Source organism: [Clostridium] scindens, from assembly GCF_019597925.1.
Taxonomy (GTDB): Bacteria; Bacillota; Clostridia; order Lachnospirales; family Lachnospiraceae; genus Clostridium_AP.
Genome location: NZ_CP080442.1, coordinates 165,001 through 179,618, shown reverse-complemented (window position 1 = coordinate 179,618; position 14,618 = coordinate 165,001). Strand labels below are relative to the sequence as shown.

The 14,618-nt window shown below is 47.2% G+C and carries 10 protein-coding genes, 1 tRNA gene and 1 rRNA gene (1 of these 12 running past the window's edge); all 12 read right to left on the bottom strand.

The genetic code is table 11. The features are described 5' to 3' along the window. Positions 1-152 precede the first annotated feature (152 nt). Positions 153-2,084 carry an NAD(P)/FAD-dependent oxidoreductase gene (locus K0036_RS00835; protein WP_025646107.1) on the bottom strand — a complete coding sequence of 644 codons (1,932 nt, stop codon included), beginning with the start codon at positions 2,082-2,084 and terminating at the stop codon, positions 153-155. Positions 2,085-2,298: 214 nt separating this feature from the next. Next, entirely contained in the window at positions 2,299-2,859 is a 561-nt protein-coding gene (locus K0036_RS00830) for a TetR/AcrR family transcriptional regulator C-terminal domain-containing protein (RefSeq protein ID WP_025646109.1), read from the bottom strand. A 155-nt stretch (positions 2,860-3,014) separates the two neighbouring features. Further along, positions 3,015-4,295 carry an MFS transporter gene (locus K0036_RS00825; protein ID WP_220430481.1) on the bottom strand — a complete coding sequence of 427 codons (1,281 nt, stop codon included), beginning with the start codon at positions 4,293-4,295 and terminating at the stop codon, positions 3,015-3,017. A gap of 24 nt (positions 4,296-4,319) precedes the next feature. Beyond that, positions 4,320-5,177, bottom strand: a complete 858-nt coding sequence (locus K0036_RS00820; protein ID WP_220430480.1) for an SDR family NAD(P)-dependent oxidoreductase — start codon at positions 5,175-5,177, stop codon at positions 4,320-4,322. A 227-nt stretch (positions 5,178-5,404) separates the two neighbouring features. Then, complete coding sequence (locus K0036_RS00815) at positions 5,405-6,271, bottom strand: Rpn family recombination-promoting nuclease/putative transposase (RefSeq protein WP_220430479.1); 867 nt, start codon at positions 6,269-6,271, stop codon at positions 5,405-5,407. 318 nt (positions 6,272-6,589) lie between these two features. Then, positions 6,590-7,738: a double-cubane-cluster-containing anaerobic reductase gene (locus K0036_RS00810; RefSeq protein WP_220430478.1), complete on the bottom strand. Its 1,149-nt coding sequence runs from the start codon at positions 7,736-7,738 to the stop codon at positions 6,590-6,592. A 15-nt stretch (positions 7,739-7,753) separates the two neighbouring features. Then, a complete protein-coding gene (locus K0036_RS00805; protein ID WP_220430477.1) occupies positions 7,754-8,512 on the bottom strand; it encodes an acyl-CoA dehydratase activase in 759 nt (252 codons plus the stop codon). Between the two features lie 141 nt (positions 8,513-8,653). Next, positions 8,654-9,643: a LacI family DNA-binding transcriptional regulator gene (locus K0036_RS00800; protein WP_220430476.1), complete on the bottom strand. Its 990-nt coding sequence runs from the start codon at positions 9,641-9,643 to the stop codon at positions 8,654-8,656. 28 nt (positions 9,644-9,671) lie between these two features. After that, entirely contained in the window at positions 9,672-11,156 is a 1,485-nt protein-coding gene (locus K0036_RS00795) for a glycoside hydrolase family 32 protein (protein ID WP_220430475.1), read from the bottom strand. Positions 11,157-11,357: 201 nt separating this feature from the next. Beyond that, positions 11,358-12,164, bottom strand: a complete 807-nt coding sequence (locus tag K0036_RS00790; RefSeq protein ID WP_220430474.1) for a LytTR family transcriptional regulator — start codon at positions 12,162-12,164, stop codon at positions 11,358-11,360. A 219-nt stretch (positions 12,165-12,383) separates the two neighbouring features. Beyond that, positions 12,384-12,455 (bottom strand) — tRNA-Asn (locus K0036_RS00785). A gap of 146 nt (positions 12,456-12,601) precedes the next feature. Then, positions 12,602-14,618 (bottom strand): 23S ribosomal RNA (locus tag K0036_RS00780); it runs 881 nt beyond the window's last position.

The following is a 14,618-nucleotide window of genomic DNA, read 5'->3' as shown; positions in this document are numbered from 1 at the left end:
TCACATGGCCTGGGGCAGAAATATATATACAAATCATTAACTCTGTATACTGGATAAACAAAACAGCTGAAATGTCTCGCATTCCAACTGTCCTAACAAAAAAAGGAGGGGGCTGACGCACCCCCTTCCTTAATTGCCATAACTTATACTATTTATACATAGAGCGCATATCTCGTCGCTTCTTCAACCGCATCAATGATCTTGCTCACTTTCACAGCATCCCCGATGACCTGGACTTCAGGAATATCCCCCAGCTTATCAGAGAATACATTCAGCGGCTTTGCGCCACACGCAAGTATCACGCTGCCATAGCCGTCCAGAGTCAGTTGTTCTCCATTGCATTCTAAGACGACACCATCCTTTAATACTTCCATCACCTTAGAACTAGTCTGGATCTTGCACTTTTCGGTTACAAACTCCAGCAGATCCTGCTGTGCCCATTGCTGCCACAGCGCAAGTTCCGGCAGCAGATGGTCTCCCATTTCCACGATCGTAATCTCATGTCCCTGTTCTGCCAGCATGGATGCCAGCTCGCATCCTACTAGGCCGCCGCCGATAACCATTGACTTATGTTCTGGAGTGACTTTGCCTATAAGAACCTCTCTTGCATCCATAACCGCATGTTCTTCAAGCCCCTTGAACGGAGGATGGGCAGACAAAGATCCGGTTGCGATGACCACGACATCAGGATTCTCCGCATTTATTAATTCTACTGTCGCAGTCGTATTTAATCTGATCTCAACATCGTACTTTCGACACATCGTTTCCCAGTAACGGATTGCCGAGCAAAATGCCTGCTTAGACGGTGGCATAGCCGCCAGAAGAACCTGTCCTCCAACACGATCATTCTTTTCAAAAATAATAACTTCATGTCCCCTCTGCGCCGCAATCTGGGCATACTGCATACCTGCCGCCCCCGCGCCGATAACGACGATTTTTTTCTTTTGTCCTGCTTCTTCGATCTTCCATTCATGCTCCCGGGATACAAATGGGTTCATCAGGCAGTTAATGTCAAGGTAATCTGGATCATTTAATCTGCCCACGCAGCCCTGAAGGCAGGATACGCAGGGGCATACCTCTTCCGGATGCCCGGCCAGAAGTTTATTCGGGAAGTATGGATCAGCGATAGACTGGCGGCCTACTGCCACGGCATCTACCCATCCTTCGTCAATTGCCGCGTCAATCATATAGGGATCATGGACACGTCCTACTCCAATTACTGGTATTGATACTGCCTTCTTTACTCTTGAGGCATCATCAAGAATATGGCCCATGGGGTAGGAAGGCGGTGCCACCGTTGCATTGGTTGCTCCATTCCCTACGCTGATATTAAGGGCATCGGCGCCTGCTGCCTCAATAATTCTTGCAAGTACCGCGCTCTGAAGCGGCGTGCGCCCTCCGTATGCCCGTTCATCTCCGCTGATACGTACGATCACCGGGTAATCTCCACATTTTTCTTTGATCTCCTTGATGATCTCTGTAAGGAATCGAGCCCGGTTATCCGTATTTCCGCCAAATTCGTCTGTTCTCTTATTTGTATAAGGCGAGAGAAACTGTGCGATCAGATACTGATGGCCACCATGAAGCTCTACGCAGTCAAATCCGGCTTTCTTAGCGCGTACGGCGGCATCGCTGAATGCATGTATCAGTTCCCAGCATTCTTGTGTTGTCAGTTCCTTAGGTGCCACAGATTTGAAGAATGGCGAAGAAGACATCTTAATCGGGGAAGGTGCTTTCTGGCTTCTTTCTGCTTCACGTCCAGCGTGATGAAGCTGCGCGCAGATTTTACTGCCATATTGATGTACTTCTTCCACCATCTTTCTTAAGCCAGGAATGAACTTATCGTCATAAATACTAATTTCCTGTGGTATGGAATTGCCGTCCTCTGTTACACGGACAACCTCTGTCATGATGAGCCCATACCCGCCCTTTGCTCTTTCTGCATAATATGCCTGTGCCTTTGGCGTCATATCTCCAGCCCCGTCTTCTGAGCCAAGATTGTTTCCCATTCCAGGTATAACCAGGCGATTCTTAAGTACCATGTTCCCGATTTTCAACGGGGTAAAAATTGATTTAAACTCCATTTCCTTTCATCCTTTCTGACATTTGATTTGTTCTATGTATTATCTATGATTCAGTTATAACCTCGCTGCCCTCCAAATACAATGAACAAACACCCCTGAATGTCCATCCAAACAACACTTGGATTATTTTGTTTTATTTTTAACACTATCAATCAATACAAAACCCCTGAAGCAAAGGAACTCCAATGCTTCAGGGGTTTAAACGCTTTCCCTATTATAACTCTTCCACCCTGCAGATGCGTTCAATACCAGGCGCCGTATTCTCTAGCAGATACTGCGCCATCTTATCCGGCTTGATAAAAAATCCCTGCACCACCCATTTGTTGAGCAGATAGGCATGCCCCGATGACATATAATCTATTGCTATCAGGATTTCCTCCGGGAGATTATCCGTTTTTTGAATTCTCCTGGCCATTTCAACCGCTCTTTTTTGCGTGATCTGAAACACAAATTCATAAAAGCAGTTCTGGCCCTTATATTTACAGATCTTCGAAAAGAAAGTTTTCTTTGAATAGATGAATTCTAATGGCTCCAATTGCATGGAATAGTAATCCATATCCACGTGCTCCTGCGTATTCAGATATCCGGTCAGGAAATCCTCGTATATCCAGTTCGCAAGATCGTATTTATCTTTAAAATGATGATAAAACGTACTTCTTGCGGCCCCGCAGTTCCCTACGATCTCATTAACCGTTATATCCTTCAATTCCCTCTTCTCTAATAAATTTTCCAATGACTCAGCCAGTATTCTCCTGGTATCAACTTTTAAAGCCATATGCACACCTCATATAGAATATTAGTGATTATCACACATTCGCCAAACGCTTCCCGCCTGGCTCATTGTGTTCATTATACCATAAATTCCGCTTTAATCTAGTTGAAATACTTGACATCCCGGCCATCTAGAAATCAAAAAATATTCAATGCCGCTTAATTAGCGTTCTTCCTAATCCGAAACATCTCATCCCGCCTGCGCACGCCTGCAGCCATCTTATCTCCTAAGGAAATCCATACAAATACTGTAGCAATCGCTATGCCTGCTCCGGTAATAACGACAGGCGTTACATATGAGCCTGTCATCCCATAAAGTCCGGTGGCTATCGGTCCGATAATGATCGAGCACAGGCTTCCGCAGAAATTAATATAGCCCATAAGCGAAGCGCTTCTTTTTACGCCAAACATCTTTGGCAGCGCCATAGCGGCAATCATATTCCAAACCGAGCAGCAGGGGATAAATACAGCAAAAATCACAGCGCCTGTCCAACCCTTTAATAACGGACACGCAAGGCAGACTGCTGCCGCAAGCCCAAAAAATATTGATAACCCTTTCTTCGGCCCAAGCTTATCAATGATCACGCCGCTCAAAAAACTAATGGCCATGCCCGCGATTCCATATATGGACATTGCCAGAGCAGCGCTTTCATAATCCAGTCCAAAACTTTGGAAGATCATGGTTGAATTGCTAAAATAAATATTTGAGCCCATAGACATAAGGAATACACTGACCGCAAGCAGTAAAAACGCGGGTGTCATAATGATTTTTAACACTGGCAAAGAACACTCGTATCCTTCTGCTTCTTTTTCTTCTGATATCTTTTCTTCCTTCATATTTTTCCCGAGATCAATCGCTTTCATATTATAATGTTCCGGGAATCTGCTCACCGCAAATGCCAGGAGGAAAAAGGATACTCCCGAAAATACAATTCCTAATAGCAGGGCCGCTGCCTTTCCTCCTATCGCTACTACCAGTTTTGCCAAAATAGGATTCAGTATAACGCTCGCTAATGCCTGCAATACAAATGCAATAGATACGACTTTCCCCCTGCCTATATTGAACCATCTCGCGCACATGGCACTCAGCAATGAATTTCCGCAAAACTGGAAGATTAATCCATACAAAAATCCCGCAACAATAATTACAAAAATACTATTGCTTAGCCCAATTGCCGCATAAAGAATTAATGCGCAAAGCGAGCCTGCCATAGAAAACGCTTTGCTATTTATCTCAATCGCTTTCCCCACTAACAGGCTGCCTATCAATAAGCTAATTCCCATTGCTGAAAAAATAAATCCAAACTGCGTCGGCGTGCACCCGGTATTTTCCAGTATAGTCTCATACAGCAACGTAGGAGCGCCATATGCAACCCCCATTAAACTCCCTACTATCGCCAGGCCAAGCCATGTAAGCCAAGCTCTTGTCTTATTCGTCATCTTTCCTACTCCTCCTTTGATTTCTTATATCAACGGTTCATATTGTCCGGCAACCCGGTCTTCTATAAGTCCAAGCCGGATATAGGAATCCAGGCCAAAATCCGTATATATCCCCGCCCCTGTTACATAGGTCATCATATTTGAGCACATAGCGATCAATGGAGCCGCAACCTCCTCTGGCGCGCAGATATGGTCAGCGTTTTCCAGCACTGAATTCAGCAGGCTTTCCACTGGCGCTCCCGCATTATCCATACACGCATGAAGCATTTTGGTATCAATGGGGCCAGGCAGGACATAATTGACCCTGACATTACGCTTGCTTAGATCATGGGCAGTCCTGGTCAGAAAATTGTTCATGCACCTTTTAGAAAAATTATACCCATCCATCCCTGTTTTCTGGCTTAATCCGGAATCGATAAGCTGCTGTATCGTTCCTTCCCAGCCCTCTGCCTCAATGGTTGCCTGACACTCTTTTCTAAATCTTTCCTGCTCCCAGTGCGTCCCGTTATTAGATGTTACAAAACCAATCGTACCTTTGTCGACAATACGCTTACTTAAATATTCCTGGATTATGTATTTATTCGAGACAAAATTCGTGATAGTTACAGACATAAAATCATTTACATCCCCAAATAATCCAGCGCAGCCGATAAAACAGTCAATCTTCTCCGGGAATTCTTTAAACGCTTTGTCAATTGACTCTTTACTGCATAAGTCCATAATGACAAATTTCTCAATCCCCTCAATCTCCCCCCTGTTTCTGCCTGCCGCGTATACCTTCGCTCCAAGATCAACAAGAATTTCCGCAGCCGCTTTTCCTACACCTGTTCTTGCTCCAGATACAACGCATACCTTTCCTTTAAAACCTAGATAATCTTTCATTCCTTTTTGTTCTCCTTTCTGCTAAAGTTTTGTTATTTAATTAACATTCTAGGCACATATCCGCAAAAGATAAAGGAACAAACATGCGTAAATGTTTTTTATGTAGACAGACCCTTCTATTTGTCTAATCTTACGTTTTCAAGCAATATAAAAGCAGGCATATCTCTTGCCTGCTTTGTTCATGTATCTCTTCTCTTACTAAAATTAATATTGCGTTTACGATATAATCAGGCCTGCTCTTCCAGCAACTGCCGAATCGTCTCTTCATCCTCTTCCAGGATTTCCGCAATCTCCTCTATAGATTTTCCCTTTTGCTGCTTCTTTATAGCCAATTCCCTCAATTTTCTTCTCTCGCCTGTTTGAATGCCTTCCTCAATGCCAAGCTTTATGCCTTCCTCCCTGGCCTCCTGTTTCTCATAATATTTCTCTTCCCATGCCTGCATATACTTCACCCCGACTTCCTCGCTAAGCCTTACCTCGCAAACCCGTTTATGGATCCTTTTAATCCTCTCGCTGTCCGTCCCGGCTGCTGCCTCATCCGTCGTATTTTCCAGATAGTGCAGGAACTCTACCAGTTCCCGGGGAACCTCGCTATCATTCTCTCCCCGGGTATTCAAGAATATTCGGGTTGCCCCATCTTCAAGAATGCACTCTGCCTCCTCCTCGCACCTGGATCGAAATGTATATACATACCTTTTATAACCGAATAAATCAAACGGCATTATCATTATAATATACGACGTATTCAGCCGATTGTAATCCGGTACTCCTGGCTCCAGCAATGATGTATCCGTCATGGACTGGTAGTATCTGCTGCGCTTCGCCAAATCTGCCCTTCTTTTCTGCTGCATTTCCGTATTATAAATAACCTTTTCCTGATCCATGGAAAATACATCCATTCGGATGGAGCGAAGCAGCGGAGACACTCTTAATTCTTTTTCGGTCTCATTCTTTTCAAGCAGAGGGATTTCTTTTTGGAAGATAATCTCTAATATATCCTGATGGGTCCTGGGATCTTCCAATACCTCTTCAAATAAAAAACGGCTGGTAAGGTTTAATTCTTGCAATGGTATCATATTCTGTTGTTTACTCATATGTTTCTCCTTTTATTTTATCACAACCATCAGTTACTTAACAGACACAAAACAAGAAACTTCCCCCATAGGCCATCCCTCCCGTCATTTTTAAATTTGATCTGAACATTGGATTTGTCGGCGAACTGCCATTGATTAATTTTAGAAATCAGAATGTCTGATATGGTAAATATTAGCATACCCCTCTTTGCTATTCAAGCAAACATACGAAGTATTTGCAAACTTTTCTCCACAGTTTAAGCAGAAAAACCGGTCAATCGATTCTTCCTTATCAATTGACCGGTTAGTGCGAATTTTTATAATTGCCGGAATGGATTTCTACAGCATTTCCACAAACGCTGCCATTCTTGTATTCAGCTGTCCGCAGTCTGCCATAGAATAGTCCGTCTCCACGCTGATGTAGGGCTTGCCCTTTTCATTTACAAACTTGCGGATACCCTTGGTCTCAATATTGTATGTATGGCAGGCCTGCAAGATCACTTCTACCACGCCGTCCACATGGAATTCGTCGATCAGCCTTCCCATTAAGTCAATCCTGTTGGGATTCGGCGTCATGACTGAGCATCCGATGTCCATATATCTGCGGGCCAGGGCATCGTAGATATCCGGATTATCTTCATCCACCAGCTGGTCGTGATTCTTCGCGCCTACGCAGTTCTCAAAAGCAACGACAACGCCTCCGTTATCCTCGATGGCCTTGATGACTTTCTCCGTCGCGCCGCCGATAGGGCAGCCGGTCACAAGGATGCGCGGCCGCTTGTCAAGATGCTTGCCCTGCGCGTATTCATCCTCCAGCTGTTTTGTGAGCGCGTCTACTTCTGATGGAATTACAGACTTATCAAATTTGAAGGTACTTCCATACATGACATGGAACATATCCAGTCCGGTAGCCGGAGCCGGATCATATGCCATAAGCGCGGACAGCCGCTTCATGGACTTCCTTACCTCGTTCATGGTATGTGTGGCTTCACGTACCTTCTCATCAGTAATTTCTATATCAAACTTATCTTCCAGATATTCTTTGAATCGGATAATCTCCTTCTTCCACAGAATCAGTCCTTCCTCCGTCTGTCGGTTCGGAAGTTCCATAAGATATACTGGCTTGAATTCAGACATATACTCGTACATCTTTTTCTTTCCGTCGCAGGTCGTCTCTCCAACCACCACGTCGGAAAAGTAAAAGAACGGACATTTGTCGGTCTTGGCAAACCCGTAGCTGGACTTGATCAGAGGGCATAGATTCTTTGGAAGGTCTTCTTCCGCTGCCGGGATCGTCTCATCGGAAGTGGAGCAAAGCCCAACCACCGCCGCACCCATGGCAACCGCAATTTCCTGAGGGAAATATGTACAGTATACGCCTACGATCGGCACTCCTTCATCTTTCAGTTTCTTAATACCCAGGAACGATTTCTGTCTCTGTTCCGCAAACTCTTCAAATACCTCTGGCAATTCCTTGATAAGTTCCATCTTCTCTTCCTCCTGTTAACCTTTCTCTTCCGCAAGATACGCCGCGCCGAGCGCGCCCGCGTATTTTCCCATTTCCCTTGTCTGCACCGTCTTTCCCAGTTTCTCCGACAGACGTCCCGCAAAATAAGGGCTGTTGCTCAATCCTCCGGTGAGGATGATCTGATCCTGCAAAGACTGGCGCTTCGCAAGCTGCGCTACCTTCTCCGCCACTGATTCTACCACTCCGGCCGCGATGTCTCTTCGTTCCCTGCCTTCTCCGATATAGCTGATGATCTCCGTCTCCGCAAATACCGTGCACAGGGAACTGATCGGGATGGCCGTCCCCTGATCTGCCAGATCAAATAATTCCTCCAGCGTAACCCCCAGCCGGTTGGCCATGATCTCCAGAAACTTGCCTGTTCCCGCGGAGCATTTATCATTCATCAGGAAGTCATATACCACGCCATCCTTTAACGAGATAACCTTCGTATCCTGTCCCCCCACATCGATGATCATACAGTTTTCGCCTGCCAGTTCCCGGCCTCCCCGCCCGTGACAGGTGATCTCCGTGATCGTCCGGTCCGCATAGTCTACCACGATTCTGCCATATCCTGTGGCAACCACCTTCGTTGCCTCATCGTCCACATCAATCCCCATCTCTTTTAGCCTGGCCCGGATAGTCTGGGCCGTCTCCTTGCTGCTCCAGCCTGTGGGCAGCACAAAATACGCCTCTTTGCTTCCCCGTACTACGACCTTGGAAGCAGTAGAGCCGATGTCAATCCCAATATAATTCATAAGCCATCACCTCTTTTTGGTTTAATCCCGTATGGTTTAAGTCTATCATTTCCCGGCTTATGTGTCTTATTGCTTTTTTTGTTATATTATGGCATTTATTGAAAATACAAATAAGTAGCCGCTTTCATAAATGAATCTATGTCATCTGTCCCGGAATGTAGTTTCTCCTTGCTGAAATCCGACTTCCATCACCACCTTATCTTCATGGCAGGCTTCGCCGTTAATCAGAAGGTCAATCATTTTCGCCGCCTCATTGGCCAGTTTTTCTACTGGCTGTATGATTGCCGTCATCCCGGGTCGTGTCATCCTGGACACATAGGTTCCATCATAGGATACAACCCGAACGTCCTCCGGAACACGAAGGCCCCTTCCTTTTGCCTCCCTTAAGTATAAAGCCGCCAGCATATCCGTGCCAAATACGCCGTCAAACTTTATCTCTCTGGAAAATATGTCCTGGATGACTGCCTCAAAATACTCCATGTCAAAACGGTTTCGTTCCAATTCATAAGAATACACTTCCACCTGTCTTTCTTTCATGATACGGTCAAATGCATGATGGCGGTCATGATAAGGGGATTCTACCGCCTGATCGCCTCTAAAGTGCAGCACCATCCTGCACCCGCTGCCCGCCAGTTCTTCTGCCGCCATCCGGCCGCCCTTTTCATGGTTCACCGCCACAACAGGGATATCCGCCCCAAGATACCGGTCCAATGCAACGATCGGCTTCTTAATCTTCTGATATTCTTCGATCTCCAGCGAATGGACGCCGCTGATAATCCCGTCTACGATATGGCGGTTCAGCATATCCAGATATTCCAGTTCTGCATTTTCCTCTTTTGCCGTATTGCAGAGCATCGTCTTGTATCCTCGACTATGGAGGGCTTCCTCGGCTTTTTCCACAAACGCGGCAAAAAACGGATGGGAGATGCTGGGGACCAGTAACGCTACGATCCCCGTCTTCTTTCGAAACAGATTCCTGGCCAGTTCATTCGGCGTATAGTCCAGTTCCATCATCGCCTGCTCTATCCTGCGCCGTGACTCTTCCGATACATAGCCGCTGTTATTCAGGACCCTGGATACGGTAGCCGGTCCTACATTTGCTTTTTTCGCCACATCTCTGATACTTGCCATGCTTCTTCCCTCTTTTCTTCCCCATTAACTACATTGTTCTTTTCAAGCCATAGGATTCTATATCCTCGATCCGCGCCTGGCCATCTACGGCGCATATGTACATTCTATCCTGTTCATTTCCCGCAAACACGTTCATGGAATGATTATTTCGATAGTCATCCGTAAATAGTTCCAAGGAACTCTGGTCTGACAGGATATGGATATCCAGCTTCTTCTTATTCTTCAGGAATAAAGGACTTCTGGATACCCCTTTGCTCCAGCCGTCCGCCAGGCTTCTGTCCACGCTTATCTGGGCTTTCTTAAGGTCTATGACGCATCTGGTCCTCCTCTGCCCGTCACCTCTTAGCATCAACTCTATCCGGGAAGCGTCCGTATGTTCAAGATCTATCTTCATCTTTAGTTCATATGCCACTCCGTCGCCCGCTTTAAGGTCATATTCCTTTCCCGGCTCCAGAAGCAAGGCATCCTCCCTGTAAGCACCCTCCCTGATGGATCTGATTTCTTCGATCGGACGGAACTGAAGCGTGCCATCTTCCATAAGCCTGACCTCCCTTGGAATATTGAAAGAGCCGCACCACCCTTCCTTGTAGGTTGGCCCCCAGTCTTTCCAATAGGACATCCATTCCCATTCATTGGCCCATCCTACGATCAGCCGGCGTCCGTCCGGCGCAAGAAATGACTGCGGCGCATAGTAATCATGTCCCCAGTCAATCTCCCCCGATGTCTGGTAGCAGAATTTCCCGGTGGAATAGTCAAAATCCCCGGTCAGATATACGCTTTTTCTATCACCGGCTCCCATGGGAGAAAATGTCAGGACATACTTGTCCCCAAGGGAATAGAAATCCGGACATTCCCACATGTATCCCCACTCTCCCCGGCTTTCCGCCAATACATTTACATATTCCCAATGAAGCAGGTCTTTTGATCTGTACAGCAGAGCCTGTCCTCTTTCCCCCCGGCTGGCTCCGCATACCATATAAAATAAATCTTCGTGCTTCCATACCTTTGGATCCCGGAAAAAACAGGCAGGCACGCCTTCCGGCGCTTCAATCACCGGATTTCCATCATATTTCTCAAAATGGATTCCATCTTCGCTATAAGCGATGCACTGCGTCTGTTCCATCCCGTTTCCCACATTCGTAGCGCCTGTATAGATTAAGTACAGCCTGCCTTCATGCTCTATCGCGCTTCCGGAAAAGCATCCGCCCTTCATATGGCTGTCATATGCCTCGCTTGGAGCCAGCGCCTCCGGCAGATACTCCCAATGAAGCATATCGTCGCTGATCGCGTGGCCCCAATGCATACAATCCCAGAAACTGCTATATGGATTGTGCTGAAAAAAGAAATGGTATTTCCCTTTATAATATAGCAGCCCATTCGGATCGTTCATCCAGCCGGCTTGCGGCATAAAATGATAGCGCTGGCGCATGCTGCCTTTGGCGACTTCTTCCTTCTCCGCTTCGATTCTTAATTGCGCCCTTTGAATATTCATCTGCATTAATTCCTTTGACATATGTAACCTCCAATTATAATTCTGATAACAGGATGTGGAACCCGTTCCATAAATTCCGAAAATAAAAACGGCTTCACCGTTTCCTAAGGTTCATTATATTCCTTCGGCATAAAAAGTCAACACCTTTACACTTACTATAAAACATATGTAAAGAATAAAAGGATCCGCGGCCTTTACAGGAAAAGCCACGAATCCTCTGCTTTATATTCCATTCTGAAGATGCTTCTTCAGTTCCATATAGCGTTCTTTTCCAATAGGCAGTTCCTGCCCATCCGTTAAGGACGCCCGATAGCGTCTGACGCTGTCAATATACATCGTATTCACAAGATAACTCTTATGAATACGTCTGAATGTCTCCGGCACTTTTTTCTCAAAATCAGCCAGCAGCCCCCAAGTCTTAAAACGATCCGACTTCGTGTGCACAATAGAATACTGCGCCGCTGCCTTCAGATAAAGAATATCGGAAGGAAATAGATAATGGTAATTCTTCTCCTTATCCCGAAATACAATCTTCTCTTGATTCGCCTTTTGCATATCCATGTGCTTCATATATTCCAGGAAATCCGCATCAGCCAGATACTGCCCTGCTTCAGAAGCCCGTTGACCTGTTGGCATATCGCCATGAGAATCATGGACATGGGCCAATTTCAGTTCGCCATTTACCATACGCCACACATAGGTACCCCGGACATGCACATGAAATACGCTCCCATCCTCCTTTGTCGCAGTGACTTTATAACGTCCATATACAACCCATACATTCCTCTCATGAAAGAGAAGATGATATTCTTCATCTGACAACAGGATTGGAAACTCTTCATGCTCTATACCAGCCAGTTCAACAAACTGGTCCCGGCCTTCACTCCACTGGGAATCATACGCCCCGATCCAGACAAAATCATCGGCCGTTGGAAGTACTGCTATCTCCTGCTTGCGATTGTAAAAACTACGGACATTCTCCAACGTCTTCTGTATGATCTGCGCTTCTGTAAATGCTGGTCTTGCCATGCTACTATCTCCTTTTCCTAAAACTGAGTTAATTATAGCAGGCAAGAATACCGCCATTACCAGAATGCTACCATTTGGTTTTCCCTATTTCTTCTGTTTATTTTTGTTTAATCTCCTTTCATTATGAATTATTGTCCCATATTCCGTCTACGTAGGTTCGTTGATTTTTAAATAAATAAAAACATTCCATAAACTTACGTCTATGAAATGTTTCCAGAACTCCCCGAGTTGGGCTCGAACCAACGACCCTTCGGTTAACAGCCGAATGCTCTACCACTGAGCTATCGAGGACTATGCTATCTTTAATTGAAGAAAAACACCGGCCTCCACACATTCTAGTATGGCCTCCTGGTGCCCTATATATACCTTCAAAACCGCATACGGGAAATACTTCCATCCAACGCCCCGGATCCGGGCCTCCTTGCCTTCCGGCCTCTCTGGTCATGCCCTCGACCGATTAGTAATAGTCAGCTCCATGCATTGCTGCACTTCCACCTCTATCCTATCCACCTCGTCGTCTTCAAGGGGTCTTACTGGCTTGTCGCCAGGGATATCTCATCTCGAGGGGGGCTTCACGCTTAGATGCCTTCAGCGTTTATCCCGTCCCGGCTTGGCTACTCTGCCATGCGCCTGGAGGCGCAACAGATCCACCAGCGGCCAGTCCATCCCGGTCCTCTCGTACTAAGGACAGCTCCTCTCAAATATCCTGCGCCCGCGCCGGATAGGGACCGAACTGTCTCACGACGTTCTGAACCCAGCTCGCGTACCGCTTTAATGGGCGAACAGCCCAACCCTTGGGACCTACTTCAGCCCCAGGATGCGATGAGCCGACATCGAGGTGCCAAACCACTCCGTCGATGTGAACTCTTGGGAGTGATAAGCCTGTTATCCCCAGGGTAGCTTTTATCCGTTGAGCGATGGCAATCCCACTTTATACCACCGGATCACTAAGTCCTACTTTCGTACCTGCTCCACCCGTCGGTGTCGCAGTCAAGCCCTCTTCTGCCTTTGCGCTCTGCGAATGGTTTCCGACCATTCTGAGAGGACCTTTGAGCGCCTCCGATACCCTTTCGGAGGCGACCGCCCCAGTCAAACTCCCCGCCTGACATTGTCCCCCAGCCGGTTCACGGCTGCTGGTTAGAAACCCAGCACTGCAAGGGTGGTATCCCAACAGCGGCTCCGCGACGACTGGCGTCATCGCTTCCTAGCCTCCCACCTATCCTGTACATGCAATACCGGATCCCAGTATCAAGCTGGAGTAAAGCTCCATGGGGTCTTTCCGTCCTGGCGCGGGTAACCAGCATCTTCACTGGTACTTCAATTTCACCGGGTGCATTGTCGAGACAGTGCCCAAATCATTACGCCTTTCGTGCGGGTCGGAACTTACCCGACAAGGAATTTCGCTACCTTAGGACCGTTATAGTTACGGCCGCCGTTTACTGGGGCTTAAGTTCAAGGCTTCGGATCGCTCCTAACCTCTCCCCTTAACCTTCCAGCACCGGGCAGGCGTCAGCCCATATACCTCGCCTTGCGGCTTCGCATAGACCTGTGTTTTTGCTAAACAGTTGCTTGGGCCAATTCTCTGCGGCCATATCTCTATGGCACTCCTTCTCCCGAAGTTACGGAGTCATTTTGCCGAGTTCCTTGACAATGCTTCTCCCGTCGGCCTTAGGATTCTCTCCTCATCTACCTGTGTCGGTTTGCGGTACGGGCGCGATATGAGCGATAGCGGCTTTTCTTGACGCATGGCTCGCATACTTCCCTACTCGTAGTTCGGTTCGCGTCGCGGCTTCGGGTTGCGCTGCACGGATTTGCCTATGCAGCCCCTACCCCGCTTGCGCCGGTCTTTCCATTCCCGGCTTATGCTTTCCACGCGTGTCCCCACAGTTCTGTCATATCGCGGTACAGGAATCTCAACCTGTTGTCCATCGGCTACGGCTCCCGCCCTCGCCTTAGGCCCCGACTTACCCAGAGCAGATCAGCTTTACTCTGGAAACCTTGGATATTCGGCCGGAAGGATTCCCACCTTCCTCTCGCTACTCATTCCGGCATTCTCTCTTCGATGCGGTCCACGGCTCCTTCCGGTGCCGCTTCCTCCCGCATCCAATGCTCCTCTACCGATGTACCTCGTACATCCCTGGGCTTCGGCAGTGTGTTTCAGCCCCGGACATTTTCGGCGCGGGACCTCTCGACTAGTGAGCTATTACGCACTCTTTGAATGCATGGCTGCTTCTGAGCCAACATCCTAGTTGTCTTCGAAATCCCACATCCTTTTCCACTTAACACACATTTTGGGGCCTTAGCCGCAGGTCTGGGCTCTTTCCCTTTCGACTGCCCAACTTATCTCGTGCAGTCTGACTCCCATACATCATCTACGCGGCATTCGGAGTTTGATATTCTTCGGTAAGCTTTGACGCCCCCTAGGAAATTCAGTGCTCTACCTCCGCAAGACTC